The sequence below is a fragment of the Nocardioides abyssi genome, from assembly GCF_030412915.1.
GTDB classification, from domain to species: Bacteria; Actinomycetota; Actinomycetes; order Propionibacteriales; family Nocardioidaceae; genus Nocardioides; species Nocardioides abyssi.
Genome location: NZ_JAUHJR010000007.1, coordinates 1 through 24,531 on the forward strand (window position 1 = coordinate 1; position 24,531 = coordinate 24,531).

Here is a 24,531-nt window from a genome sequence, read left to right on the forward strand (position 1 = left end):
GCCCGTCACCGGCGCCGTCCAGGGCACCACCGACGGCCTCACCGACACCCTCGACGGGCTCCTCGGCGGCACGCTGCTCGGCGCCCGCCGCCCCTGACCCACCCGCCCGCCGGCCGCAACCCCGGCCGGCGGACGGGACCGCTCAGCGCTTGACGGCCTTGAGCTTGACCTTGAACTTCTTGCCCTGGTCGAGCGACGTGCCGCGGCAGGAGAGGTTCGTGCCGCGGTTGCAGCGGTAGCGGGTGGAGGCGTTGGCGAGGGTGATGGTGACACCGCTGATCTTGCGGTAGCCGAAGGAGACGGTCTTGCGGCCGTAGCCCTTCTTGTTCAGCGGCACCGTCTTGCGCGTCCAGGCGCCCTTCTTGTTGCGGACCAGCACGTGCACGGCGGGCCCGGAGGCGCGGCCGGGGGCGTCGACGGTGATCCGCAGGCCCCACTTCTTGCCGCCGAGGCCGGCGCCGGGCCGGACCCCGATGTTGCGCGAGGCGAGGTGGTTGATCCGCACCGAGGCCGAGCTCTTGCGCGAGGCCGAGGTGAGGGTGACCCGCTTGGTGAAGCCGGCCTTCGGCCAGGCAGCGCCCTCGGGGTAGAAGCGGGCCGGGTTGGTGTTCGACGCGGCGTACGCGGCGAAGACGGACGGCAGGCCGCCGCCGCGCTTGCCGATCGTCTTCCGCAGGGCCTTGGCGGAGTACATGTTCGGCGCGCCCTTGAAGGCGCCCGCCTTGTTCCAGACCGCCTTGACGATGCCGTTGCCGAAGCGGCCGGAGAGGTACTCCCAGAACGGCCAGTTGCCGTACTGCGCGAAGCCGTTGGGCTGGAACACGTCGAGCGAGGAGACCGGCATCTTGACCTGGCCGGAGCCGAGGTACTGCCGGTTGTCGTCGGCGCCGTCGGCGACCCGCTCCTCCATCCAGGTGGCCGTGGACTCCATGAGCCAGCGGTCCTCGTTGAAGTCGTAGGCGAACTGCACGGCGTGGAAGAACTCGTGCGCCGCGGTGACCTTGAGGCTCTTGATCGGCGGGGCGCCGTACTGCGCCTGCGCGAAGTCGTTGTCGAGCACGCAGTAGCCCGAGGCGACGAACTTCGTGCCCTTCTTGCGGTACTCCGGCGCGCAGTAGCCGTAGAGGCCCTTGCTGCCGAGCTCCTTGAGGTAGACGTCGAACTTGCCGTTGCCGCCGCGGCCGCCGTCCTTGACCGGCGCGCGGTAGCCCATCTGCTTGACCTCCTTGCGCCACACCTTGTTCAGCACCTTGAGGTTCTTCTTCGCCCAGGCGGTCGACGAGGGCTGGTCCCCGGTGCTGGTGACGTAGTGGAGGCAGAAGTGGCTCGAGCACTTCTTCCTGCTCTTCACCGCGTAGCCGTCGCCGTAGGGGTCGCGGCCGCCGTCGGTCGGGCGGGCGAGGAGGGCCTGCGCCTGGGCCTGCTCGGCGGCGGGGAGCACGGGCAGGGCGACGAGCAGGTCGCGCAGCAGCAGCGTGGCGTCGGGCCGCCCGGCGGCGGGGGCACCGGCCGCGGCGGTCGAGCGGCGGGCCGCGGCGGGGACAGCCTCGCCGGTCAGCACCTGGGTAGCCTCCCGCAGCGTCCGGCGCGCCGCCTCGAGGGAGGTCACCTCTGCGTCGGCCCCAGGGAGGGCCGAGGCCGCCGAGGCCGCAGTGGCCGCCGAGGTGGTCGCAGCCGGGGACCCCGGCTCGGCCGAGGAGGTCGCGGTGGCGGGCAGCACCGCGAGACCGGTGCTGAGTGCGACCAGGACAGCCGCGAGGGAACGACGCATGTGGAGGGAGCCTCTCTCCGGGTAGGGGGACGAGCACCAGCGTGCCCGGGCGGGGCGACCCGAAACAGGACGCGGGGCGGGACGAGAAACAGGACGCCGGTCAGGACGCGGGACAGCAGCGCTCAGGACGTCGCCGAGATCTTCTCGATCAGGGCGGTCGTCGAGATCGCGGGCGTGCGCGGAAGGTAGACGACCTCGCAGAGGTCCTTCATCTCGTCGAAGCGGCCGGCCCAGTCGTCGCCCATGACCAGGACGTCGGCGCGGTGCTCGCTGATGTAGTGCCGCTTGAGCTCGAGGCTCTCCTCGACGAAGACCTCGTCGACCGGCTTCAGCGCCGCGACGATCGCGAGCCGCTCGGCCTGGCTGAAGACCGGCTCGCGGCCCTTCTTGCGCAGGTTCAGCTCGTCGGCCGAGACACCGACGACCAGGCGGTCACCGAGGGCGGCGGCGCGCTCGATCACCCGCAGGTGGCCGACGTGGAACACGTCGAACGTGCCGAAGGTGATGACCGTGCGTGACATGCGGGTGATCCTGCCATGCGGGGGCGTCGGTCAGGATGTCGGTGATGAGCACCTCCGGATCGACCACCGTCCCGTTGATCACCGCCGACCCCGAGGCCGACGAGCTGCGGCGCACGGGCCTGCGCCGCATGCGCACGATCGCGGTGGGCCTGCTGGTGCTGGCTGCCGTGGTGTACGCCGCCACGCTGGGCCACGACGGCGTGCTCGGCTTCGTCAACGCCGGCGCCGAGGCGTCGATGGTGGGCGCGATCGCCGACTGGTTCGCGGTGACCGCCCTCTTCCGCCACCCGCTCGGCCTGCCGGTGCCGCACACGGCGCTGATCCCCAAGCGCAAGGACGAGCTCGGCAAGGGGCTGGAGGAGTTCGTCGGGGAGAACTTCCTGCAGGAGGACATCATCCGCGAGCGGGTCGCCGCGGCGACGATCTCGATGCGGGTCGGCCGCTGGCTCGGGGAGCCCGACCACGCGCGCCGGGTCGTCGACGAGGTCAGCGACGTCGCGGTGATCGCGCTGGGCAAGGTCCGCGACGACCACGTCGAGAGCCTGATCCGTGACGCCCTCGTGCCGCGCTTCCACGAGGAGCCGATCTCGCCGCTGCTGGGCAGCCTGCTCAGCGAGACGCTCCGCGACGACCTGCACCACGGGCTGGTCGACCTCGCGCTCACCGAGATGCACGACTGGCTGGTCGACAACCCCGACACCGTCACCGAGATCCTCGGCGAGCGCGCGCCGTGGTGGTCGCCGCCGAGCGTCAACGAGCGGGTCACCGCGCGGGTCCACCTCGAGCTGGTCCGCTGGGTCGCCGACATCCGCGACGACCCGCACCACCACGCCCGCCGGGCGCTGGACTCGATGCTCGAGCAGCTGGCCACCGACCTGCTGGAGGACCCGGCCACCCAGGAGCGCACCGAGCGGCTCAAGGACCGGCTGCTGGACCACTCGCAGGTCATCGCCTCGAGCGTGTCGCTGTGGAACGCGCTGCGCCGCGGGCTCACCGGCTCGCTGCGCGACCCCGAGGGCGCGGTGCGCCAGCGGCTGCTGGCCGAGGCGCACGCGTTCGCCGAGCGGCTGCTCACCGACGCCGAGCTGCGCGCCAAGCTGGACGGCCTGGCCGCGGACGCGACGGTCTTCGCGGTCGAGCGCTACGGCGCCGAGGTGACCACGGTGATCACCTCGACCATCGAGCGGTGGGACGGCAAGGAGGCCGCCCGCCGCATCGAGCTGCACGTCGGCCGCGACCTGCAGTTCATCCGGATCAACGGCACGATCGTCGGCGGCCTCGTCGGTGTGCTGATCCACGCGATCTCGGTCATGATCCACTGATGCGACTGCCGTGGAGGAAGACCCAGAGCCAGGACGGGCCCGCCGAGCCCGCGGCCCCCGAGCCGATGGACGTCGCGATCCGCGACGAGGTGATCCGGCTCGGCCAGTTCCTCAAGCTGGCGAACCTGGTGGAGACCGGGGCCGAGGCCAAGCCGGTCATCGCCGACGGGCTGGTGCAGGTCAACGGCGAGGTCGAGACCCGTCGGGGGCGCCAGCTGCGCGTCGGCGACGTGGTGGTGCTGCGAGGGCAGGCCGCCCGGGTGTCCGACGAGGACTCCACGGACGACCTGCCCTGGTGAGTCGGGTGCGCCGGCTGCCAGCCGGCCGCGTGGACAGGTTCACCGGTTGACCGGTGAACCTGTCCACCGCACCGAGCTCAGCTGACGCCGAGCAGGTCGACGACGAAGATCAGCGTCTCGCCGGGCTTGATGACGCCACCGGCGCCGCGGTCGCCGTAGCCCAGGTGCGGCGGGATGACCAGCTGTCGGCGGCCGCCGACCTTCATGCCCTGCACGCCGGTGTCCCACCCGGAGATGACCTGGCCGATGCCGAGGCGGAAGCGCAGCGGCTCGCCACGGTTGTACGACGCGTCGAACTCCTCGCCGGTGGAGTGCGCGACGCCCACGTAGTGCACCTCGACGGTGTTGCCGGCGGCCGCCTCGGGGCCGTCGCCGACGGTGATGTCGGTGACCTGCAGGTCGGTGGGCGGGTCGAAGTCGGGGAAGTCGATCTCGGGCTTGTCCATGGCGATCACCCTACGGCGGCCACGAGGGCGGCCGGCACGGCGGCGGCCGCGGCCACCGCGCGCACCCGGTCGGCAGCGAGCAGGCGGGCCAGCAGGCGCGGGTCCGGCCCGTCGGCGAGCCGGCCGTGCAGGGGAGCGGCCAGCGCGGCGGTCGTGCCGAGGGCGACCGCGCTCGCGGCCGCGGCCAGCACGACCGCCGGCCCGGGGTCGAGCAGCGCCCACGCGCAGGCGGCCAGCACGGCGGCGTACACGACGGCGACCAGGGGCGTGATCGCGCGGCTGTGCCGCCCGTGGACGCGGTGCCAGTCGGCGGGCGAGGTGTCGGCGAGGCGGGGGTAGACCAGCGTCGTCACGGTCAGCTGGAAGCCGGCGTGCAGGGCGGTGGCGCCCAGCAGGAGCACCTCAGGCGTGGTCGGCACCGGCGCGGTCCCGGCTCGCGAGCACGGCCCGGGCGGCGCGCTGGCCGCTGACGAGCGCGCCCTGGATCGACGCGGTGTCGCGGTGGTCGCCGCACACGAGCAGGCCGGGCCGGACGACCACCGGCCGGCGGGCGGTGAACGGCACCGGCTGCGCGGGCAGCGCGTGCGGAAGCTCGTGCCGGGCCACCTCGGTCCAGCCGGTGTCGCCGATGCCGAGCAGGTCGGCCGCGTGCCGGCGCATCCGGCCCTCGGACGGCACGGTGGTGCCGCGGCGGAGCAGCGCGGAGGCCTGGACGAGGTGCCTGCCCTCCGGGGCGTACGTCGGCGCGGCGGACGAGACGACGGCGGTGTTGACCACCGGGCCGGCCGAGCGGTGGCGGGCGTCGACGGCGAGCACGCCGGGCGCCTGCCGGTCGTGGCGTCCCCCGAGGTCGTCGACCGACCACCACTGGGTGACCACGCCCCGGGGTGCCGGGGTGGGGGTGCCAGCGAGGCGGTGGGCGGTGAGGCCGTCGGTGGCGACGACGACGTTGCGGGCGCGGGTGGTGCCGGCGGCGGTGAGCAGCACCGGGTCGGGCCCGCTGGTGTCGATGCCTTCGACGGGGGTGCGCAGGCGGACACGGTCGCCGAGCCCGGCCGCGAGCTGGGCGGGCAGGGCGCGCATGCCGTCGGCGGGCAGGGCGGGGGTGCCGCCGGCGAAGGTGCGGGCGAGCAGCAGCGCGTAGGCGTCAGCAGTGGTGCCGGTGGCGTCGAGGAGCACGCCGGCGAGGAACCGCTCGAGCACGGTGCGCAGCAGCCCGTGGGAGCCGGCCCGGTCCAGGGAGTCGCGGAGGGTGATGTCGCCGCGGCGCGGGGTCACCCGGTCGGCGAGGCCCTGGGTGCGCCCGACCAGCGGGCGGGCCCAGCGGAGCAGCCCGAGCACCTCGCGGGGCCGCACGGCGACCGAGCGGGCGGTGCGGCCGGTGAGCCCCAGCTCGCGGAGCGGGTCGGCGAGCAGCTCGGCGCCGTCCTCGGTGCGGGCGACGACGCCCGCGGGGAAGGGCTGCAGGGCCAGGGCGTCGGTGTCGACCCAGCGCTGGACGGCCGGGTAGGCGGGGTTCAGCAGCTGGAAGCCGTGGTCGACGAGGAACCCGTCGACCTCGTCGGTGCGCACCCGGCCGCCGACCCGGCCGGTCGCCTCGAGCACGACCACGTCGAGCCCGGCGTCGACGAGCACCCGGGCGCAGCGCAGGCCGGCCAGCCCGGCCCCCACGACGACGACGTCGGCCTCGGCACCCGCACGCACGGCTGGTCCGCCGTCCTCAGCCGCGGCCGAAGCGGTCGACGTAGGCGACCACCCGGTTGAAGAGGGTGGAGACCGTCGCGAGGTCGACCGGTCGCGGGCGGGGGTCGTCGGCGAGCTCGAAGAGCACCGGTCGCGCCGCGTCGACACCGGCATCGGCGGCGATCCGGGCGCAGACCCGGGCCGCGTCGCGCACGGCTCGCGGGTCGACGCCCCACACGGCCTCGAAGATGCGCTCGCGGTCGGGCACGTCCTCCTGGCCCGGCAGCTCCCAGGCGGCCAGCACGGCCGGCAGGTCGGGGGAGTCGCACACGACCGTCCACTCCCGGCGGAGCGGGGAGTCCTCGGCCAGCGGCACGTGGTGGACGCGGGCGGCCCGCGGGTCCGGCCCGCCGGCGGCGAGCGCGAAGGCCGCGCGCGAGACCCGGGCCAGCTCCTCCCAGCGCCGTGCGGCCGGGGCGTAGAACCGCTCGTCTTGGAACGAGCCGAAGATCGTCGCCCGCTCGGCTCGGGCGCAGAACTCGTCCTCGATCGCCCACGACAGCGCGAGCAGCGTCGCCTTGGTGAGCCGCTGCGGCTGCAGGTGCGGGTGGCGGCGGCGCAGCTCGGCGAAGACCGAATCCGGCGCGGGGGCCGCGGCCGCCCTCGCCTGCTCCACGGCCAGGGTGATCGCACGGTCGAGCCGGACGCCCTCGTCACGGCGGCGCACGACCTCGCGGACGGCCTCGACGTCGGACTCGGCGTACCGCCGGTGGCCGGAGTCCCGCCGGGCGGGCTCGGGGAACCCGTGCCGGGTCTCCCACATCCGCAGCGTCGCCGGGGCGACCCCGGTGCGCTCCGCCAGGTCGCCGATCGTCAGTCCCGCGGTGGAGCTCGACACGTTGTTCATGTCTGTGGAAGTTACCTCAACAGGTGAAGTGCAAACCTCTACAGACATGCCGGGGTCAAGTCTGGTGCACGTAGCTGTCGAGCTGGTCGCGCTCGAACTGGAGCTGGCCGATCTTGTGCTTGACGACGTCGCCGATGCTGACGATCCCCACCAGCCGCCCGTGCGCCACGACCGGGACGTGCCGGATCCGCCGGTCGGTCATCGTGCGCATCAGCTCGTCGAGCCCGGTCTCGGGGGTGCAGGTTTCCACCTCGGTGGTCATGATCGTGCCCACGGTCGCGTCGGCGACCGTGCCGTCGGTGTGCAGGTGTCGCACGACGTCGCGCTCGCTGACGATGCCGTCGAGCGAGGTGCCGTCGCCGCTGACGACCAGGGCTCCCACGTTGTGCTCGGCCAGCGCCGCGACGAGCTCGCGCACCCCCGCGTCGGGACGGATCGTCACCACGTCCGTGCGCGGCTTGGCGTCGAGGACCTCGCTGATGTGCATGCCGACCTCCGGGGGACGTGTCCCTCGACGGTACTCACGACGGCCGCCCTGTCCAGCCCCTCGCGCCCGACGTCCCGCGTCCTGGGGAGGGAGTGCTCAGTCCAGCGGCAGGTCGCCCGGCACGCCCGGCCGTCGCCGCGAGCGGAGGTCGGAGACCGAGCCGGGCCCGGTCCGGGGCCAGTCCGGGTCGTCGGGGTCGCCGCCGAGGTCGGGCAGCGCGCCGAGGAACGACATCGCAGCGTCGTGCAGGTGGCCGTTGGAGGCCAGCGCGTTGCCGCCGAAGGGGCCGTCGACGCCGTCGAGCGAGGTGAACCGGCCGCCGGCCTCCCGCACGATCACGTCGAGGGCCGCCATGTCGTAGACCTCGAGCTCCGGCTCGGCCGCGATGTCGACCGCGCCCTCCGCGAGGAGCATGTAGGACCAGAAGTCGCCGTAGGCGCGGGTGCGCCACACGCGCCGCATCAGCGAGAGCAGGTCCTCGAGCCGGCCGCGCTCGTCCCAGCCCGACAGGGAGGAGTAGGACAGCGACGCGTCCTCCAGGCGGCGTACGTCGGAGACCCGGCAGGGCGTCGCCTTGAGCAGCGACCGTCCGGTCCACGCGCCGCCACCGGTGGAGGCCCACCAGCGACGCTGCAGCTGCGGGGCGGACACCACGCCCACCACGACCTCGTCGTCGACGACCAGCGAGATCAGGGTGGCCCAGACCGGCACGCCGCGGACGAAGTTCTTGGTGCCGTCGATCGGGTCGACGATCCACCGCCGCTGGCTGTGGCCGGTCGAGCCCTGCTCCTCGCCGGTGACCGCGTCGCGGGACCGCACGCGCGACAGCGTCCGCCGGATCCCCTCCTCCACGGCCTGGTCGGCGTCGGTCACGGGGGTCAGGTCCGGCTTGCTCATGACGTGCAGGTCGAGCGCCTTGAACCGCGCCATGGTCAGCGAGTCGGCGTCGTCGGCGAGCACGTGCGCGAGGCGCAGGTCGTCGGTGAAGTCGGGGTGCGGGGTGGCCACGGAAGCACAGGCTACGTTCAGCAACGGCCGGGTGGTGTGGTGCAACATTCAACCCATGGAGATCAACGGCCTCCCGCTGCACGCGCTCGTGGTCCACGCCGCCGTCGTGCTGGGCCCCGTCTCGGCCCTGTTCGGCCTCGCCCACGCCGCCGTCCCGCGCTGGCGCGACTGGGTCCGCTGGCCGATGGTGGTCCTCGCCGTGCCGGCCGCGGTCGCCGTGTGGGTCGCCTACTTCTCCGGCGAGCAGCTCACCGAGGCCAACCAGTACGGCGGCCCGCTGCTCGAACTGATCGAGACCCACGAGTCGCGGGCCGAGGTCTTCCGGCTCGTCGTGGCGGCGTTCGCCGTGGTGGCCGTCGCCGCGGCCGCGCTGCACCGCCGCGCCGGAGCCGTGCGCTGGGTGCTCGCCGCCCTGCTCGCGGTCACCGGCGTCGCGACGCTCGTCTACGCCGTGCTGACCGGCGACGCGGGGGCCCAGGTCGCCTGGTACGGCGTCGAGGGCTGACGCGGGGTCCACCTCGACCCCGCCTTAACCCCGCCTCGACCCCGCCTCGACCCCGCCTCGTGCTGCTGAGCGAGCGCCCGGCCGCACGCTCAGCAGCACGAGGCCGGGCCGGGGACCCTCAGGCGAGTGCCGCCCGCTGGCGAGCCAGCTCGAGGCACTCGCGGAAGGACCGCACGATGTACGGCGGCACGGCGAGCCCCGCGTCGGCCGCGCCGAGCAGCTCGGCCTCGGTGCGGGCGACCGTCTGCACGAACTCGTCGGCGGACTCGGGCGTGCCGATGCCCAGCGCCACCATCATGTCACCGACGTCGGCCTTGCGGCTGTCGTCGCCGGCCGCCACCGGGGCGAACGAGACCGCCCGCATCCGGCGCACCAGCCACCGCTGCCACTCCGCCAGCCGGGACCAGAGGCCGCGCGCGGAGAGCTGGTAGAAGGCGAAGTGCCCCGGCTCCTGGCGCCGGATCGGGGTGATGATCGTGTCGGCGACGGCGGTCTCGCCCATGTCGACCAGCCCGTCGTGCAGGCGGTGGTAGGCCAGCAGCGCGGAGCGCTCGGTGGTCATGCCGGTCAGGTAGTAGAGCATCCGCACGACGTCCTGCAGCGCGCCGACCTGGGCGAGCGCTCCGACGGCGCGGATCTTCGGCGACAGCGTCGTCAGGTCGGTCTGGGCCGGCGGCAGCCCGAGCCGCACCTGCAGCTCGTCGAGCGCGAGACCGTGCTGGGACTCCTGCGGCTGCCAGACCTCGCGGTAGAAGTACCGGTCGACGTCGGGCGCGTGGGGGAGGAGCACGCCCAGCTCGAGGGTGTTGCGCTCGACCTCCAGCTCGGCGCGGGCCATGTAGTCCAGCGCCGGCGCGAACCGGGCGACCACCTCGTCGGGGCGACGGACGGTGAAGTCGCAGGTCGCCAGGTCGATCGGCGGGTGCTCCTCGGCGAGGCGGTCGACGTGGGCCACGAGCCGGGGCTCGGACCAGGGCTCGGACCGGCGGGCGGTCCGGAGGAGGGAGAGGGCGGGCACGGCCCGTGTTCGGCGCCGTGCCCGCCCTCGGATGGGTGCGGGTCCCGCTGAGGTCAGACCTTCGGCCGCGCGATGACGGTGGTCGTGCAGATCATGTCGGCGAACGTGCGGTTCTTGGCGTCGAAGAGCGGCCAGAGGAAGCCGAGGTAGCACGGCAGCGCGTCGAGGATGTGCGCGAAGGACCGGCCGATGTTGAGCCCGACGCCCGGCGGCAGGTCGGTGCCGTCCTTGACGAGCTTGATGCCGAGGGCCTGCTTGCCCAGGGAGTAGCCGGTGCGGCCCTGGCGGATCCACTGGTTCCAGATCACGAACGCGAGGGCGGCCAGGTAGAAGACAGCGGCGATGCCGAGGCCCAGGCCCGAGGGCTCGGTGACCTCCTCGATGCGGGTGCCGCCGCCGAACGGGTCGGTCGTCGTGCGCCGGACGGTCTCGCCGGTCGCGACGAGGATGATCGCGCCGACGGCGTACACGACGGCCGGGATGATCCCGTCGACGAGGTAGGCGCCGACGCGGCGGCCCCACGACGCGTACGGCGCCACGGGGGCGCCCCACGGCGGCTGCTGACCGGGCTGGCCGTAGCCGGACTGGCCGTAACCGGGCTGGCCGGGCTGGCCGTAGGGCTGCTGGCCGTACGCCGGCTGCGCCGGCTGCCCGTAGGGCTGGTGGGTCGGGGGCTGCTGACCGTAGGGGTCGTTGCCGGAGGGGGGCTGCTGGCCGTAGGGGTCGCTCACGGGCGGCTGCCTACCCCCACCCGGGACCTGCAAACAACCGTTGTCTAGTAGTCCGGACCACTCCGCGCGGCCAGCAGCCGGCGGAACGACGAGACCCGCTCGGGGTCGGCCTGGCCCTCCTCGACGGCCACGTCGAGGCCGCACTCGGGCTCGTCGCCGCCGTGGGTGCAGCCGCGCGGGCAGTCCTCGGTCATCTCGTCGAGGTCGGGGAAGGCACCGATGAGGTGCTCGGGCTGCACGTGGGCCAGCCCGAACGACCGGATCCCGGGGGTGTCGATGATCCAGCCGCCGCGCTCGCCGGGGAGCGCGAGCATGTACGCCGACGTGGAGGTGTGCCGCCCGCGGCCGGTCACGGCGTTGACGTGACCGACCTCGCGGTGGGCGCTCGGCACCAGCCCGTTGACCAGCGTGGACTTGCCGACGCCGCTGTGCCCGACGAGCACGCTGGTGCGTCCCTCGAGCCGCTCGCGGACCTCGGCCAGGTCGCCGCCGCGCTGGGTGACCACCCACGGCACGCCCAGGGACCGGTAGGTCACCAGCAGCGTCTCCGGGTCGGCCAGGTCGGCCTTGGTCAGGCACAGCAGCGGCTGCATGCCGGAGTCGTACGCCGCGACGAGGGCGCGGTCGATCAGGCGCGGGCGGGGCTCGGGGTCGGCCAGGGCGGTGACCACCACCAGCTGGGAGGCGTTGCTGACGATCACCCGCTCGACGGGGTCGTCGTCGTCGGCGGTGCGCCGCAGCACGGTCTCGCGCTCGCGCACCTCGACGATGCGTGCCAGCGACCCGTCGGCACCGGAGGTGTCCCCGACGACGCGGACCCGGTCGCCCACGACGACGCCCTTGCGGCCCAGCGGGCGCGCCTTCATCGCCATGACGATGCCGCCGTCGACGAGCAGGGTGAACCGTCCGCGGTCGACGGTCACGACGACGCCGTCGACCGCGTCGTCGTAGGAGGGTCGGTCCTTGGTGCGCGGGCGGGTGTGGCGCCGGGGACGCTCGTAGTGCTCCTGGTCGTGCGTGGAGTAGCGGCCCGACATCTACACGTCCCGGTCCAGCAGCGCGGCCCAGGACCCGGCGAAGTCGGGGAAGGTCTTGCCGGTCGTCGCGACGTCCTCGACGAGCACGCCGTCGACCGCCGCGCCGACGACCACGCCGGCGTGGGCCATCCGGTGGTCGGCATAGGTGCTCCAGACACCGCCGTGCAGGGGCGCGGGCCGCAGCTCGAGGCCGTCGGGGTGCTCGGTGACGTCGGCGCCGAGCCGTCCGAGCTCGGTGGCCAGCGCCGCGAGCCGGTCGGTCTCGTGCCCGCGGATGTGGGCGATGCCGCGCAGGTGCGAGGGGGTGGTGGCCAGCGCGCAGAGGGCGGCGACGGCGGGAGCGAGCTCGCCGACGTCGTGCAGGTCGAGGTCGACGCCCTGCAGCTCGTCGGGGCCGGTCACGGTGAGGCCGGCGTCGGTGCGGGTGACCATGCACCCCATCGCGGCGAGGATCCCGCGGAGCGCGTCGCCGGCCTGGGTTGTGGCGGCCGGCCAGTCGCGCACGGTGACGGTGCCGCCGGAGACGGCCGCGAGGGCCAGGAACGGCGCTGCGTTGGACAGGTCGGGCTCGATGAGGTGGTCGACGGCGCGGACGGGGCCGGGCGCGACCGACCAGCGGTTCGCGTCGGCGTCGTCGACCACGACGCCGTGCTGGCGGAGCATCGCGACCGTCATGTCGATGTGGGGCAGGGAGGGGACCGGCTGGCCGTCGTGGCGCACGTCGACACCGCGCTCGTAGCGGGCGCCGGCGAGCAGCAGCGCCGAGATGAACTGCGAGGACTGCGAGGCGTCCACCACGACCGTCCCGCCGGCCACCGAGCCGGTGCCGCGGACGGTGAATGGCAGCGCGTCGCCGGTGACGTCGATGCCGAGCGTGCGCAGCGCGCCCAGCACCTCGCCGACCGGCCGCTTGCGCATGTGCGGGTCGCCGTCGAAGGAGACCGCGCCGGTCGCCAGGCCCGCCACCGGCGGCACGAACCGCATGACGGTGCCGGCCAGGCCGCAGTCGACGGCCACGTCGCCGGCAGGGGCGGCCGCGTCGAGGGGCGTCACCCGCCAGTCGTCCCCGGAGGTGTCGACCACGGCGCCGAGCGAGGTCAGCGCCGCCGCCATCAGCGAGGTGTCGCGCGACCGCAGGGCACGGCGTACGACCGAGGGGCCGTCGGCGACCGCGGCGAGCACGAGCGCCCGGTTGGTCAGCGACTTGCTGCCCGGGAGCGTCACCGTCGCCTCGACCGGGCCGCGGGCCCGCGGGGCGGGCCAGGGGTCCTCGGCGGCGGGCGCGGGGCCTCGGCGGTCGGGGTCGGTCACGCGGCGCACTCTAGCGAGCGGATCAGGCCACCTTGGCGCGCACCAGCGCGGCCTCGCGGCGGGTGGTGGCCGCGAGGTGCCGTGCCTCGCGGCGCGCGTCCTTGGCGGCGCGGCGGGCCCGCCAGGCCACGCCGGGGCGCCCGTCGGTGTCGCCGGCGGCGATGAGCAGGCCACCGAGCACCGAGACGTTCTTGAAGAAGTGCAGCTGGTGCTGCTTCTTCGCGGCCGGGTCGGACTCGTCCCAGAAGCGGTGGCCCGCGATCGTCGTCGGCACCAGCGAGGCGGCCAGGACGAACGCCGAGGACCGCGGGGCCCGGCCGGTGGCCAGCGCGCCGGCCGCGACGAGCTGGACGGCGGCGTTGATCCGCACGAGCGTCTGCGGGTCGTCGGGGAGCGGCACCTGCGGCACCGCCTTCTTGACCGCGCCGACCAGGGTGTCGGTGACCGGCTCGGCCTTCGGCGCGAGCACGTCGCTGTTGCGCAGCGCGTTGGCGGCCCCCACGACGAAGACGGAGGCGAGCATCGGACGGGCGAGACGACGGCTGAGGGACATGCCGGTTCGTTACCCGTGGGGGTGGCGCCGCACACCGCCGCTCGGGCCGACCGGCGGGGGTGGGCGCCACTAGGGTGACGCCCATGTGTGGTCGCTACGCGTCGAGCCGCCGGCCGGAGGAGCTCGTCGAGGAGTTCGACGTCGACGCGCTGCGGATCGCCGCCCCCCTGGAGCCGGACTACAACGTCGCCCCCACCAAGGAGGTGTACGCCGTCGTCGAGCGGCCGCCGTCCGGCGAGCAGGCCGCGGACGCGGAGCGGCAGCTGCGCGTGGTCCGGTGGGGGCTGGTGCCGTCGTGGGCCAAGGACGCCTCGATCGGCAACCGGATGATCAACGCCCGGATGGAGACGGTCGCCGAGAAGCCGGCGTACAAGCGGGCCTTCGCGAAGCGGCGCTGCCTGCTGCCCGCCGACGGCTACTTCGAGTGGTACCCCACCCAGCAGACGACGAAGGCCGGCAAGCCGCTCAAGCAGCCGTTCTTCATCCGGCCACAGGGTGGCGGGACGCTCGCGATGGCCGGCCTCTACGAGATCTGGCGCGACCCGGCGCGCGCCGACGACGACCCGGACCGCTTCCTGTGGTCCTGCACGGTCATCACCACCGACGCCGAGGACGACCTCGGCCACATCCACGACCGGATGCCGCTGATGGTCGAGCGGGACCGGTGGGGCTCGTGGCTCGACCCGACCGCCCCGCAGGACGCGCTGCTCGACCTGCTCGTGCCGGCCGCGCCCGGGACGCTCGAGGCGTACCCCGTCTCCCGCGAGGTCAGCAACGTCCGCAACAACGGCGCCCACCTCGTGGAGCCGCTGCCGCTCGAGGAGGTCGTCGAGTGACGCTCAGCGAGCGGGTCGTGGACACCCCGCACGGCCCGGCCCGGCTGGTCACCAACCGGGCCTCGCGCGCGATCGGCACCCTGGTGCTCGGCCACGGGGCGGGCGGCGGCATCGACGGCCGCGACCTCGAGGCGCTGGCCACCCACCTGCCGCGGCACGGGTTCACCGTCGTCCGCGTCGAGCAGCCGTGGAAGGTCGCCGGCCGCAAGATCGCCCCGGCCGGGAAGGTCCTCGACGAGTGCTTCGTCGCGGCCTCCGACAAGCTCCGGGTCCGCACGCCGCTCGTGGTGGGCGGCCGGTCCGCCGGGGCCCGCTCCGCCGTGCGGGTCGGCCGGCGGCTCGGCGCGGTCGCCTGCCTGGCGCTCGCCTTCCCGCTCCACCCGCCCGGCAGGCCGGAGCGGTCCCGGCTGCCGGAGCTGCGCGAGGCCCGGCTGCCCACGCTGGTCGTGCAGGGGGACCGGGACACCATGGGCCGCCCCGAGGAGTTCCCCGACGACCTCGAGATGCTCGTCGTCCCCGGCGCCGACCACGGCTTCAAGGTGCCGGCGCGAGCGGAGGTGGACCAGGCGGCGGCGATGGACCTGCTCGTGCAGGGCACGCTGGAGTGGCTCGTGCGCGAGGTCATCGGCGCCGGTGACCCGGCCGGTCCGCGGCGCGGGAATCAAGGTGTCGGGTGAGGTGTTCTGCTGTGCGTGACCGTGCTGATGGAACGCCCCGTGCTGACCGAGCCGACCCCACCCCGCCCCCGAGTAGGCTGGGACGCGATGACTGACTCCGTCACTGACCCGTTGCAGGCCACCTCGACCGCGGACCCGGTCGACGTCGCCACCGAGACCGCCGAGGAGCGCTCGCTGCGCTTCGAGCGCGACGCGCTGCCGTTCCTCGACCAGCTCTACTCCGCGGCCATGCGCATGACGCGCAACCCGGCCGACGCCGAGGACCTGGTGCAGGAGACGTTCGCGAAGGCGTACTCCTCCTTCCACCAGTTCAAGCCGGGCACCAACCTCAAGGCCTGGCTGTACCGGATCCTCACCAACACCTTCATCAACACCTACCGCAAGAAGCAGCGCCAGCCGCAGCAGTCGATGTCCGAGGACGTCGAGGACTGGCAGCTCGCCCGGGCCGAGTCGCACACCTCGACCGGCCTGAAGTCCGCGGAGATGGAGGCGCTCGAGCACCTGCCCGACTCCCAGGTCAAGGACGCGCTGCAGCGCCTGCCCGAGGAGTTCCGGCTCGCCGTCTACCTCGCCGACGTCGAGGGCTTCGCGTACAAGGAGATCGCCGAGATCATGGAGACGCCGATCGGCACCGTCATGTCGCGGTTGCACCGCGGCCGCCGCCAGCTGCGCGACATGCTCTCGGACCACGTCCGCGCCAACGACCTGCTGACCATCGGTCGCGACGGGGGCAAGTGAGATGAGCGAGTCCTCCCGCAGCCACGAGCACGTCGACCCGCAGGCGTGCGCCGACTACCTCGAGCAGATCGTCTACTTCATCGACAACGAGCTGGCCGAGGCCGACTGCGCCGCCGTCCGCGTCCACCTCGACACCTGCAACCCGTGCCTGGAGAAGTACGACCTCCAGCGCACCGTCAAGCAGGTCGTCGCCCGCTCCTGCTCCGAGCCGGCCCCGGCCGAGCTCCGCGAGCGGGTCATGCTCCGCATCCGCGAGGTCCAGGTCCGCATCACCGAGGCCTGACCCCCCGCGCCGGCCGCCGGACATGTAACGGAACGTTCGCCGCTGTGTAGGCACGCTGCAGCGTGCCTACACAGCGGCGAACGTCGCGTGACAAGGGCATCCGGACCGCGCTCGACCAGAGGACAGCCCGGGAAAGCAACGAACCCCCGGCCGGGAGGCTCGGGGGTCCAGTGCGTCGTGCCTGCGCTCAGGCGTTGGGGCGCTTGCCGTGGTTCGCGCCCTTCTTCTTGCGAGCGCGGCGCTTGCGGCCGGTCTTGCCCATGGTGTCCTCCTGGATCGATGTACGTCTCGCCCACGAGGGGCCGTCGGCCAGTCTCCCAGATGTCACGAACCTGGGGAAATCCGGCTCAGGAACCGATCGGCGTCGACGACCACCCGCGTGACCTCGCCGGTGGCCACGACCTTGCCGGGCACGGGCCCCTCGGGGCCGACCTCGACGTGCCGGGCGGCGACGGTGAAGCGGTGCAGCCGCCCGTCGACGTACGCCGCCGTGGCGGTGACCTCCAGCGACTGACCCACCGGGCTGGCCGCCTGGTGGTCGAGCGAGACGCGCGTGCCGACCGAGGTCTCGCCGTCGCCGAGCGTGGGGTCGATCGCGGCGCAGGTCGCCGCCTCGCACCAGGCGAGCAGCCGGGGCGTGCCGAGCACGGGCAGCGAGCCGGAGCCGACGGCGATCGCGGTGTCGTCGTCGCCGACGGTGAAGGGGAGCGTGGCGGTGGCGGCGGTCATGGGAGGTCCTTCCGGAAGGCGAGCAGCTGGACGTGCGGCTGGGGGGAGTGGTCGCGCTCGGGCATCCGGATGAAGCCGGCGCGGGTGTAGAGCCGGTGCGCCGCCGCCATCTGCGGCAGGCTGGAGAGGACCACCGCGTGCGCGCCCTCGCCGCGGAACCGCTCGACGACCAGGTCGAGCAGGGCCGCGCCGACCCCGCGCCCCTGGGCGGCCGGCGAGACCGCGAGCATCCGCAGCTCGCCCTCCCCGTCGTGGGCCACCTCGCGCCACGGCGACCCCGGCGGGCAGACCGTGACCGTCCCGAGCACCGTCGCCGGCCCGGCGACGCGCTTGTCGACCGCCACCCACAGCTCGGCCTCGCGGTCGCGCCGGGCCGCGTCGCGCAGCCGCTCGACGTAGGGGTCGTCGGGCCCGAGCACGAAGTCGGCGTACGCCGCGACGGTGACGTCGCCCGCTGGCCCGAGCTCGGCGGGCGTCGCTCGTCGCAGCAGCATCAGATCCCGAAGGTGGCGCGCGGGTAGGCCGCGTCGACGTCGGTGATCACGTTGACGAGGTAGGGAACGTTCGCGGCGAACGCCCGGTCGAGCGCCGGGCCGACCTGGCGCGGGTCGGTGACGGTCTCGCCGGCACCGCCGAGCGCCTTGACCACCTCGTCGTACGCCGTGCGGGGCGCGAGGTCGGCGGCGACGTCGTAGCCGTAGAGCATCTGCATCGGGCCCTTCTCCAGGCCCCAGGCGGAGTTGTTGCCCATCACCATGACGACCGGCAGGTCGTGCCGCACCAGGGTGTCGACGTCCATCAGCGAGAAGCCGGCCGCGCCGTCGCCGAGCAGCAGCACGACCTGCGAGGAGGGGCGGGCGATCCGGGCGGCGATCGCGGCGCCCAGGCCGGCGCCGAGGCAGCCGTAGGGGCCGGGGTCGAGCCAGCCGCCGGGCCGCTTCGGCTCGACGAACTTGCCGGCGAAGCTGACGAAGTCGCCGCCGTCGCCGATGACGACCGCGTCGTCGGCCAGCCGGGGGACCAGCTCGCCGTAGATGCGGGCAGGGTGGATCGGGTCGGCCTCGGCGGTCAGCAGGGCGCGGTCGCGCTCGACGCCGGCGCGGACGGTGTCCTGCAGGGTCGAGACCCACGCCGACCAGTCGGGCTTGCGGGCCGCGCGCTCGAGCCCGGCGAGGATGCCGTCGAGGGCGCTGGTCAGGTCGCCGGCGACCGACGCCGCGAGGTGGGCGTGGGCCGAGAGCTGCCCGGCGGAGTCGGCGACGTGCACCACCTGGGCGTCACCGAAGACGCCGTAGGAGAGACGGAAGTCCAGCGGGGTGCCGACCACGACGACCAGGTCGGCCTCCTTGAGCGCCTGGCTGCGGGCCTTGGTGACCAGCAGCGGGTGCCCGCCGGGCACGACGCCGCGACCCATGCCGTTGGTCAGCGTCGGGACGCCCGCCGTCTCGACGAGGCGCAGCGCGGCCTCCTCGGCGCGGTCGGCCCACACGTCGGTGCCCAGCACCAGCACGGGGCGCGAGGAGCCGGCCAGCAGGGCGGCGACCCGGCCGACGGCCTCCGTGTCCGGTGCCGCGCCACGAGGGACCTCGGCCGCGGTCGGCGCCGGGACGGTCGCCTGGGCGAACAGCTCGTCCATCGGGACGTCGACGAAGACCGGCCCGCGGTGGGAGGAACCGGCGGAGCGGAACGCGTGGTCGAGGCCGGGCGCGACCTCGCCGGCGGTCATCAGCGTGCGGGCCTCCTTGGAGACCGACGCGACGATCGGCGGCTGGTCGAGCTCCTGGAGGCTGCCGCTGCCCCAGCGGTTCTGCGGGGCGCGGCCGCCGACGACGACCATGGGGGAGCCGGCGAACTGCGCCTGCGCGATCGCGCTGACGCCGTTGGTGACGCCCGGGCCGGCGGTGAGCACCGCCAGGCCCGGCACGCGGGTCAGCTTGCCGGTCGCCTCGGCCGCGAACGCCGCGGTCTGCTCGTGGCGCACGTCCAGCAGGCGCATCGGCACCTCGGCCTTGACCGCGCCGTCGTAGAGCGGGAAGACGTGCGCGCCCGAGAGGGTGAACATCGTCTCCACGCCGTGGGCCTGCGCGACCGCCACGGCCAGCTCGCCGGCGTGGCCCCGCACGTGCCCCTCGGGGACGGGCGTGTCGGCGTCGAGGTCGGGCCAGATCTCTGCGTCAGCGTCGGTCATGCCCGCAGGGTATGTGCAACGTGGGTCACACCGAGGCGGAAGCGCCCGTGTGCCGCAGCCCCGGGTTGGTCTCGCGCAGCGCCTCGACGACCACCAGCAGCAGGTCGGCCCGGACGGCCGGCGGGTCGGGCGCCAGCGCGAGCTGCAGGTGCAGCGCCCGCAGGAACGCCTCCGCGTTGCCACCGGCCAGGTGCGGGTCGCGACCGTCGTACGACGCCCGCGCGGCCGCGCCGGCCGACAACCGTGCGATCCACGGCTCCAGCACCTGCAGCGGCACCTCGTCGCGGCGCAGCACGATCATGGTGGCGCCGGCCAGCCGGTCGTGCTCGCCGTTGACGAAGAGGTGGTCCACCGGCGCCAGCACGCGGTCGGCGACCACGTCGAGCACGACGGTCAGCTCGGGGGTGCCCAGGTGCCGCGAGCGCGCCAGCGAGCCCAGGGCGTCGGCGCCGTGCGCGACCGCGTGCGCCCACCCCAGCTCGGGCACGAAGCCGCGGACGTCCTGCTCGCGCAGCAGCCAGGTCGCGACCCGGTCGCCCCAGTCGAGCACCGTGCCGGCCGGCACCAGCGAGCGCAGGTGGTCGCGCTCCAGGCACTCGCCGAGCACGCGGGCCGACCAGCTGCGCCGCAGCACGCTGTCGGTGCCGACCTCGCCGAGCCCGGCGCGCAGCCCCGCGGCCATCCCGTCGCCCAGGCCGACCAGCAGGTCGTCGTACACCCCGCGCCCGATCCAGGTGACCAGCGCCGGCCAGGCGATGCCCTCCCGCACCTCGGGGTCCGGGTCGCCCAGCATCCGGGTCAGGTCGGCGGTCAGGTCCTCCAAGGGGCGGTCGTGGGGGACCGCCAGTCCCTGGGCGCGGACCTGCTTCCAGTACTGCCCCGACATGCCCCCCATCCTGCCAGCGAATCTCGCCCAGGCCGATCCGGCGGAGGTCTCGAGCGGGTCGCAGTAGGGTCACGGAGCGTGCCGACCCTCGCCGACCTGGTACGCAGCCACACCGACCTCTCCGCGGAGGACGTCGCGTGGCTGCAGCTGCTGCAGGCGGACTGGCAGATCATCGCCGACCTGTCCTTCGCCGACCTGGTGCTGTGGCTGCCCGACCGCACCGGCGCCGGCTTCTGGGCGGGCGGGCAGATGCGCCCCACGACCGGCCCGACGGCGTACGTCGACGACGTCGTGGGCACCTTCGTCCCCGCCGGCCGGCGCCCCCTGCTGGACGCGGCGTACGCCGAGGGGCGGCTGGTCCGCGAGGGCGACCCGGAGTGGCGCGACGACGTGCCGGTCCGCGTGGAGACGATCCCCGTGCGGCGCGCCGGGCGCGTGATCGCGGTGGTCGCCCGCAACACCAACCTGCTCGGCGTGCGCACCCCCAGCCAGCTGGAGCTGTCCTACCTGCAGACCGCGGCCGACCTGACCCAGATGATCGCGCACGGCCGGTTCCCCGCGACGGGCCAGCGCAGCGACCACGCGGACTCCCCGCGCGTCGGTGACGGCTTCCTCCGCGTCGACGCCGACGGCCGGGTCGTCTACGCCAGCCCCAACGCCCTGTCGGTCTACCGCCGCCTCGGCCTCTCCGGTGACCTGGCCGGCCTGTCGCTGGCCGACCTCACCCGCGAGCTGGTGCCGCCGCGCCGCCGCCCCGACGAGGAGACGCTCAGCGCCGTGCTCGGCGGCCGGGCGCACCGCGACACCGAGATCGGCACCGACACCGTCTCGCTCATCGTCCGATCGATCCCGCTGCGGCCCCAGGGCACCCGCATCGGCGCCCTGGTGCTGGTCCGCGACGTCACCGACCTGCGGCGCCGCGACCGCGAGCTGGTCACCAAGGACGCCACCATCCGCGAGATCCACCACCGGGTGAAGAACAACCTGCAGACCGTCGCCGCGCTGCTGCGCCTCCAGGCGCGTCGGATCGACTCCGAGGCCGCCAAGCTCGCGCTCGAGGAGGCGGTGCGCCGGGTCGGCTCGATCGCCATCGTCCACGAGACGCTGAGCCAGGCGGGGGAGGAGAACGTCGACTTCGACGAGATCGCCGACCGGCTCTGCTCGATGGTCGTCGAGGTCAGCGCGGTCGCTGGCCGGGTCCGCGTGCTGCGCGACGGCGATTTCGGCGCGCTGCCCTCGGAGTCGGCCACCGCGCTCGCGATGGTGCTGACCGAGGTGCTGCAGAACGCCGTCGAGCACGGCTACGAGGTCGACCGGGCCGCCGAGCCGGTCGTGCCCGAGGACCTCTCCCGGCTGGGCGAGGCCGACGGGGACGGCGGCACGATCCGGCTGACCGTGCGCCGCGGCGAGGGTCGGGTCCGAATCACCGTCGACGACGACGGACGCGGTCTCCCCGAGGGGTTCGACCTGGACGGGTCGACCAACCTGGGGCTCTCGATCGTGCGGACCCTGGTGGAGTCGGAGCTGGGCGGTCGGCTCGACCTCGGCGCGGTGCCGGGCGGACCCGGGACGCGCGCCGCGGTCGACGTACCGCTCGTCTGAGCCGTCCGGACCTCGACCGGGGCCGACCGGCCCCGACGGCGGTCAGCGGGCGGGTGCGTCAGGCGGTGCGGACGCGTGCGCGGGCGTTGCGGCGCTTGAGCGCGCGGCGCTCGTCCTCGCTGAGGCCGCCCCAGACCCCGTGGTCCTGCCCGGCCTCCAGCGCCCACGCGAGACACTGCTCGCGCACCTCGCAGCGTCGACACACCTGCTTGGCCTCCTCGATCTGGAGGATGGCCGGACCGGTGTTGCCGATCGGGAAGAACAGTTCCGGGTCCTCGTCGAGGCAGGCGGAACGGTGGCGCCAATCCATGGCTGGGGAATCCCTACTCTCTACAACGCACGTGCAGGCAAGGGGCAGCTCGAGCCTGCGGGCTCGTGTCGGGGGCACAGCGAAGTGAACGCATTCACGAGCGACCTCCAGCGTGGCAATATTTGGAACGTTATACAAGCGTTTGGGATGGTCTGTTCCGTCACAGGAGTCCCACCCCGGTGCTGTCCTGTGTGCCGACCGGAGGCTCCGTGCGACCCGGCTAGGCTCGTCCGGTGCCCCCGACCGACCCCCTTCAGACCGGCGCCGGCCACGACCACGGGCCCACGTCGAGCGCGACGCCCGCCCCGTTGGCGGTCGCCGCCTCGCTGACCGCGGTCGAGGGCGTGGTGCTGGTGCTCCTGGCCGTCGCCGAGCTGGCCCACCTGACCCCCGGCCGGGTCACGATGAACGTCACCACCACCGGGTTCTTCCTGCTCTGCGGCGCCGCGCTGCTGCTGTGCGCGTGGGGGCTCAAGCGGCACGCGACGTGGTCGCGCAGCCCCGCCGTGCTCGCCCAGCTCTTCGGCCTGGGCGTCGCCTGGTCCTTCCGCGGCGGCAACCTGCCGCTGGTCGCGATCGGGCTCGCCGTCACCGCCGTGGTCGTGCTCGCCGGGATCTTCCACCCCGCCAGCACCGCCGTCCTCACCGACGACCCGACCGGGGCTGGCCGTGGCGACCGGTCGGAGGACTAGTCCGCCTCCTCCAAGGAGGTCCGCAGCTGCACGAGCGTGCGGTTGAGCAGCCGCGAGACGTGCATCTGCGAGACGCCGATCTCCTCGGCGATCTGGGACTGCGTCATGTTCTTGAAGAAGCGCAGCAGCAGGATCTTCTTCTCCCGCGGGTCCAGCCGGTCCAGCAGCGGCTTGATCGACTCACGGATCTCGACGTGCTCCAGGCCGGCGTCGTCGACGCCGATCGCGTCGAGCATCGAGGCGGCACCGTCGTCGGAGTCGTCGCTGGCGTCCAGGGAGAGCGTGGAGTAGGCGTTGCTGGACTCGATGCCCTCGATGATCTCCTCGACCGTGCAGCCGATCGCCTCCGCCAGCTCGCGCGGGGTGGGGGAGCGGCCCAGCGACTGGGTCAGCTCGGCGGTGGCCGAGCCGATCTGCATCCGCAGCTCCTGGAGGCGCCGGGGCACGCGGATCGCCCAGCCCTTGTCGCGGAAGTAGCGCTTGATCTCGCCGATGATCGTCGGGGTCGCGTAGGTCGAGAACTCCACCCCGCGGTCGGTGTCGAACCGGTCGACGGACTTGATCAGCCCGATGGTGCCGACCTGCACCAGGTCCTCGAACGGCTCGCCGCGGTTGCGGAATCGCCGGGCGCAGTGCTCCACCAGCGGCAGGTGCAGGTGCACCAGGTCGTCGCGGGCGCGCTCGCGCTGGTGCTGGGGCGCCTCGGGGTCGTGGAGGTCGCGGAACAGCTCGGCGCTGCGGGCGCGCGTCAGCTCCACCCCGGTCAACGGGGCGTCCAGCTCGGGCGGGTCCTGCGTGCGCGGGGCGTCCATCCTCAGCGCCCGGCCCCCAGCGCGGCCTCGAGGTCGTCCCCGAGGTCGAGCGCGCGCATCGTCATCGTCACGCCGAAGCGGCCCTCGCCGGACTGCACCGACGCGGCCGAGGCGAGGGTGGTGAGCACCTGCCAGGCGAAGCTGTCCTGGTCCGGCGCGGCGGGCGCCGCGGCGTCCACGCTGACCGAGACCGTGATCTGCCCGGGCATCAGCCAGAAGCGGCACAGCAGGTCCGAGGCCGGGTCGGCCTCCGGGAGCACCATCGCGCTGGCCTCGCCGACCGCGATCCGCAGGTCCTCGATGTCGTCGATGGTGAAGTCCAGGCGCGCGGCCAGACCGGCGGTGGTGGTCCGGAGCACCGAGACGTAGGCGCCGTCGGCCGGGACCCGCAGCTCGACGTCGGCGCGGTCCTGGCTGGGACCGCTGGCCGTGACAGACATGTGGTTCGTCCTTCGTTGCTGGGACCGTCGGAGTGACCATAGTGCTCGGGGCCGGTCCCCGGGTGGATCCCCGGGCGACCGGCCCCGTTCTCGGCCGTCCCCGGCTGGTTGAGGAAGACGCGCAAGCGCCTGTCTCGAAACCTTCCGGACCGGCCGTCGTGCCTCAGGCCTTCTTGTTACGACGACTTCGCAAGCTCAGTCGTCGATGAAGACCAAGAAGGCGTTCGTGCCTCAGGCCTTCTTGTTACGACGACTTCGCAAGCTCAGTCGTCGATGAAGACCAAGCTGGCCCTCGCAGGCTCAGGCCTTCTTGGTCTCCCAGAAGATCTCGGCGATCTCGTCGATCTTCGCGAGGAGCTCGTCGGCCTTCGCCGCGTCGAAGACGGCCTTGGTGCCGGTGCCGCTGGCGAGCTTGCACGCCTCGTTGATCAGCGTGTGCAGCTGCGGGTACTTCTCGAAGTGCGGGGCCTTGAAGTAGTCGGTCCACAGCACGGTCAGGTGGTGCTTGACGAGCTGGGAGCGCTCCTCCTTGATGAGGATGGCGCGGGTGCGGAAGTCGGGGTCGTCGTTGTCGGCGACCTTGCCGATGATGGCCTTGACCGACTCGGCCTCGATGCGGGCCTGAGCGGGGTCGTAGACGCCGCACGGCAGGTCGCAGTGGGCCGAGACCTCGAGGGTGGGAGCGAAGAGTCGCGCGAACATTGCCGTCCTTCCAAGTGGGTGGCTGAGGATGGTTCCG

General features: G+C 73.8%; 31 protein-coding genes. 9 read left to right on the forward strand and 22 right to left on the reverse strand.

Features of this window, described 5'->3' with window-relative positions; all coding sequences use genetic code 11:
• Nucleotides 1-142: 142 nt before the first annotated feature.
• Together QWY29_RS15145 and QWY29_RS15150 are read right to left on the reverse strand one after the other, a co-directional pair.
• Nucleotides 143-1,771 carry an MXAN_6640 family putative metalloprotease gene (locus tag QWY29_RS15145; protein ID WP_300961852.1) on the reverse strand — a complete coding sequence of 543 codons (1,629 nt, stop codon included), beginning with the start codon at nucleotides 1,769-1,771 and terminating at the stop codon, nucleotides 143-145.
• Between the two features lie 122 nt (nucleotides 1,772-1,893).
• The gene (locus QWY29_RS15150; RefSeq protein ID WP_300961853.1) at nucleotides 1,894-2,292 is read right to left on the reverse strand and encodes an FAD synthase family protein; all 399 of its coding nucleotides are present in this window, start codon (nucleotides 2,290-2,292) and stop codon (nucleotides 1,894-1,896) included.
• A gap of 44 nt (nucleotides 2,293-2,336) precedes the next feature.
• On the opposite strand from QWY29_RS15150, the gene QWY29_RS15155 reads away from it, so the two are divergent.
• Together QWY29_RS15155 and QWY29_RS15160 are read left to right on the forward strand one after the other, a co-directional pair.
• Entirely contained in the window at nucleotides 2,337-3,614 is a 1,278-nt protein-coding gene (locus QWY29_RS15155; protein ID WP_300961854.1) for a DUF445 domain-containing protein, read from the forward strand.
• A gap of 65 nt (nucleotides 3,615-3,679) precedes the next feature.
• Nucleotides 3,680-3,913 (forward strand): RNA-binding S4 domain-containing protein, encoded by a 234-nt coding sequence (locus QWY29_RS15160; RefSeq protein ID WP_300962043.1) that lies wholly within the window; start codon nucleotides 3,680-3,682, stop codon nucleotides 3,911-3,913.
• Between the two features lie 77 nt (nucleotides 3,914-3,990).
• Here the strand turns inward: QWY29_RS15160 and QWY29_RS15165 are convergent, their stop codons facing one another.
• From QWY29_RS15165 to QWY29_RS15190, 6 genes are all read right to left on the reverse strand, one after another.
• Nucleotides 3,991-4,359, reverse strand: a complete 369-nt coding sequence (locus QWY29_RS15165; RefSeq protein ID WP_300961855.1) for an FKBP-type peptidyl-prolyl cis-trans isomerase — start codon at nucleotides 4,357-4,359, stop codon at nucleotides 3,991-3,993.
• Nucleotides 4,360-4,364: 5 nt separating this feature from the next.
• Entirely contained in the window at nucleotides 4,365-4,778 is a 414-nt protein-coding gene (locus QWY29_RS15170) for a hypothetical protein (RefSeq protein ID WP_300961856.1), read from the reverse strand.
• Nucleotides 4,762-6,063 carry an NAD(P)/FAD-dependent oxidoreductase gene (locus QWY29_RS15175; protein ID WP_300961857.1) on the reverse strand — a complete coding sequence of 434 codons (1,302 nt, stop codon included), beginning with the start codon at nucleotides 6,061-6,063 and terminating at the stop codon, nucleotides 4,762-4,764. Before QWY29_RS15175 ends, QWY29_RS15170 begins: the two co-directional genes overlap by 17 nt.
• Before the next feature lie 16 nt (nucleotides 6,064-6,079).
• Entirely contained in the window at nucleotides 6,080-6,949 is an 870-nt protein-coding gene (locus QWY29_RS15180; protein WP_300961858.1) for a DICT sensory domain-containing protein, read from the reverse strand.
• 55 nt (nucleotides 6,950-7,004) lie between these two features.
• Nucleotides 7,005-7,436, reverse strand: coding sequence for a CBS domain-containing protein (locus QWY29_RS15185; RefSeq protein WP_300961859.1), 432 nt, complete (start codon nucleotides 7,434-7,436; stop codon nucleotides 7,005-7,007).
• Nucleotides 7,437-7,532: 96 nt separating this feature from the next.
• A complete protein-coding gene (locus tag QWY29_RS15190; protein ID WP_300961860.1) occupies nucleotides 7,533-8,444 on the reverse strand; it encodes an inositol monophosphatase family protein in 912 nt (303 codons plus the stop codon).
• A 55-nt stretch (nucleotides 8,445-8,499) separates the two neighbouring features.
• Between QWY29_RS15190 and QWY29_RS15195 the strand changes: the two genes are divergently transcribed.
• Nucleotides 8,500-8,949 (forward strand): DUF2231 domain-containing protein, encoded by a 450-nt coding sequence (locus tag QWY29_RS15195; protein ID WP_300961861.1) that lies wholly within the window; start codon nucleotides 8,500-8,502, stop codon nucleotides 8,947-8,949.
• Nucleotides 8,950-9,067: 118 nt separating this feature from the next.
• Here QWY29_RS15195 and QWY29_RS15200 read toward each other — a convergent pair whose 3' ends face one another.
• The 5 genes from QWY29_RS15200 to QWY29_RS15220 are packed head-to-tail and all read right to left on the reverse strand — an operon-like array spanning nucleotide 9,068 to nucleotide 13,599.
• On the reverse strand, nucleotides 9,068-9,967 hold the full coding sequence (locus QWY29_RS15200; protein WP_300961862.1) for a GTP-binding protein LepA: 900 nt from the start codon (nucleotides 9,965-9,967) through the stop codon (nucleotides 9,068-9,070).
• A gap of 53 nt (nucleotides 9,968-10,020) precedes the next feature.
• On the reverse strand, nucleotides 10,021-10,698 hold the full coding sequence (locus tag QWY29_RS15205) for an RDD family protein (RefSeq protein WP_300961863.1): 678 nt from the start codon (nucleotides 10,696-10,698) through the stop codon (nucleotides 10,021-10,023).
• Nucleotides 10,699-10,742: 44 nt separating this feature from the next.
• Nucleotides 10,743-11,735: a ribosome small subunit-dependent GTPase A gene (gene rsgA, locus QWY29_RS15210; RefSeq protein ID WP_300961864.1), complete on the reverse strand. Its 993-nt coding sequence runs from the start codon at nucleotides 11,733-11,735 to the stop codon at nucleotides 10,743-10,745.
• Nucleotides 11,736-13,046 carry a 3-phosphoshikimate 1-carboxyvinyltransferase gene (aroA, locus tag QWY29_RS15215; protein ID WP_300961865.1) on the reverse strand — a complete coding sequence of 437 codons (1,311 nt, stop codon included), beginning with the start codon at nucleotides 13,044-13,046 and terminating at the stop codon, nucleotides 11,736-11,738.
• A gap of 22 nt (nucleotides 13,047-13,068) precedes the next feature.
• Nucleotides 13,069-13,599, reverse strand: a complete 531-nt coding sequence (locus QWY29_RS15220) for a DoxX family protein (RefSeq protein WP_300961866.1) — start codon at nucleotides 13,597-13,599, stop codon at nucleotides 13,069-13,071.
• A gap of 83 nt (nucleotides 13,600-13,682) precedes the next feature.
• Here QWY29_RS15220 and QWY29_RS15225 point away from each other — a divergent pair, with 83 nt between their 5' ends.
• From QWY29_RS15225 to rsrA, 4 genes are all read left to right on the forward strand, one after another.
• Entirely contained in the window at nucleotides 13,683-14,435 is a 753-nt protein-coding gene (locus QWY29_RS15225; protein WP_300961867.1) for an SOS response-associated peptidase, read from the forward strand.
• Complete coding sequence (locus QWY29_RS15230; protein WP_300961868.1) at nucleotides 14,432-15,112, forward strand: alpha/beta hydrolase family protein; 681 nt, start codon at nucleotides 14,432-14,434, stop codon at nucleotides 15,110-15,112. The genes QWY29_RS15225 and QWY29_RS15230 overlap by 4 nt, the downstream gene beginning before the upstream one ends.
• Before the next feature lie 87 nt (nucleotides 15,113-15,199).
• Nucleotides 15,200-15,850 carry a sigma-70 family RNA polymerase sigma factor gene (locus QWY29_RS15235; protein ID WP_300961869.1) on the forward strand — a complete coding sequence of 217 codons (651 nt, stop codon included), beginning with the start codon at nucleotides 15,200-15,202 and terminating at the stop codon, nucleotides 15,848-15,850.
• Between the two features lies 1 nt (nucleotide 15,851).
• Nucleotides 15,852-16,133 carry a mycothiol system anti-sigma-R factor gene (gene rsrA, locus QWY29_RS15240; protein WP_300961870.1) on the forward strand — a complete coding sequence of 94 codons (282 nt, stop codon included), beginning with the start codon at nucleotides 15,852-15,854 and terminating at the stop codon, nucleotides 16,131-16,133.
• A 187-nt stretch (nucleotides 16,134-16,320) separates the two neighbouring features.
• Here rsrA and QWY29_RS21270 read toward each other — a convergent pair whose 3' ends face one another.
• The 5 genes from QWY29_RS21270 to QWY29_RS15265 form a co-directional block, all read right to left on the reverse strand.
• The gene (locus tag QWY29_RS21270) at nucleotides 16,321-16,395 is read right to left on the reverse strand and encodes a 50S ribosomal protein bL37 (protein WP_369759046.1); all 75 of its coding nucleotides are present in this window, start codon (nucleotides 16,393-16,395) and stop codon (nucleotides 16,321-16,323) included.
• 62 nt (nucleotides 16,396-16,457) lie between these two features.
• Nucleotides 16,458-16,862, reverse strand: a complete 405-nt coding sequence (locus QWY29_RS15250; protein ID WP_300961872.1) for a thioesterase family protein — start codon at nucleotides 16,860-16,862, stop codon at nucleotides 16,458-16,460.
• The gene (locus QWY29_RS15255; protein WP_300961873.1) at nucleotides 16,859-17,356 is read right to left on the reverse strand and encodes a GNAT family N-acetyltransferase; all 498 of its coding nucleotides are present in this window, start codon (nucleotides 17,354-17,356) and stop codon (nucleotides 16,859-16,861) included. Before QWY29_RS15255 ends, QWY29_RS15250 begins: the two co-directional genes overlap by 4 nt.
• Complete coding sequence (locus QWY29_RS15260; RefSeq protein WP_300961874.1) at nucleotides 17,356-19,050, reverse strand: acetolactate synthase; 1,695 nt, start codon at nucleotides 19,048-19,050, stop codon at nucleotides 17,356-17,358. Before QWY29_RS15260 ends, QWY29_RS15255 begins: the two co-directional genes overlap by 1 nt.
• 25 nt (nucleotides 19,051-19,075) lie before the next feature.
• On the reverse strand, nucleotides 19,076-19,936 hold the full coding sequence (locus QWY29_RS15265; RefSeq protein WP_300961875.1) for a DUF2785 domain-containing protein: 861 nt from the start codon (nucleotides 19,934-19,936) through the stop codon (nucleotides 19,076-19,078).
• A gap of 78 nt (nucleotides 19,937-20,014) precedes the next feature.
• On the opposite strand from QWY29_RS15265, the gene QWY29_RS15270 reads away from it, so the two are divergent.
• Nucleotides 20,015-21,538 carry a sensor histidine kinase gene (locus tag QWY29_RS15270; RefSeq protein WP_300961876.1) on the forward strand — a complete coding sequence of 508 codons (1,524 nt, stop codon included), beginning with the start codon at nucleotides 20,015-20,017 and terminating at the stop codon, nucleotides 21,536-21,538.
• 58 nt (nucleotides 21,539-21,596) lie between these two features.
• Here the strand turns inward: QWY29_RS15270 and QWY29_RS15275 are convergent, their stop codons facing one another.
• Nucleotides 21,597-21,848 carry a WhiB family transcriptional regulator gene (locus QWY29_RS15275; protein ID WP_011755173.1) on the reverse strand — a complete coding sequence of 84 codons (252 nt, stop codon included), beginning with the start codon at nucleotides 21,846-21,848 and terminating at the stop codon, nucleotides 21,597-21,599.
• A gap of 233 nt (nucleotides 21,849-22,081) precedes the next feature.
• Between QWY29_RS15275 and QWY29_RS15280 the strand changes: the two genes are divergently transcribed.
• Nucleotides 22,082-22,540, forward strand: a complete 459-nt coding sequence (locus QWY29_RS15280; protein WP_300961877.1) for a hypothetical protein — start codon at nucleotides 22,082-22,084, stop codon at nucleotides 22,538-22,540.
• Here the strand turns inward: QWY29_RS15280 and QWY29_RS15285 are convergent.
• The 3 genes from QWY29_RS15285 to sodN all read right to left on the reverse strand — a co-directional run bounded on the left by QWY29_RS15285 (nucleotide 22,537) and on the right by sodN (nucleotide 24,494).
• Nucleotides 22,537-23,352 carry an RNA polymerase sigma factor SigF gene (locus QWY29_RS15285; RefSeq protein WP_300961878.1) on the reverse strand — a complete coding sequence of 272 codons (816 nt, stop codon included), beginning with the start codon at nucleotides 23,350-23,352 and terminating at the stop codon, nucleotides 22,537-22,539. The two genes, QWY29_RS15280 and QWY29_RS15285, sit on opposite strands and share 4 nt — an antisense overlap.
• A 2-nt stretch (nucleotides 23,353-23,354) precedes the next feature.
• On the reverse strand, nucleotides 23,355-23,792 hold the full coding sequence (locus QWY29_RS15290; RefSeq protein ID WP_300961879.1) for an ATP-binding protein: 438 nt from the start codon (nucleotides 23,790-23,792) through the stop codon (nucleotides 23,355-23,357).
• A gap of 300 nt (nucleotides 23,793-24,092) precedes the next feature.
• The gene (gene sodN / locus QWY29_RS15295; protein WP_300961880.1) at nucleotides 24,093-24,494 is read right to left on the reverse strand and encodes a superoxide dismutase, Ni; all 402 of its coding nucleotides are present in this window, start codon (nucleotides 24,492-24,494) and stop codon (nucleotides 24,093-24,095) included.
• Between the last annotated feature and the right edge of the window lie 37 nt (nucleotides 24,495-24,531).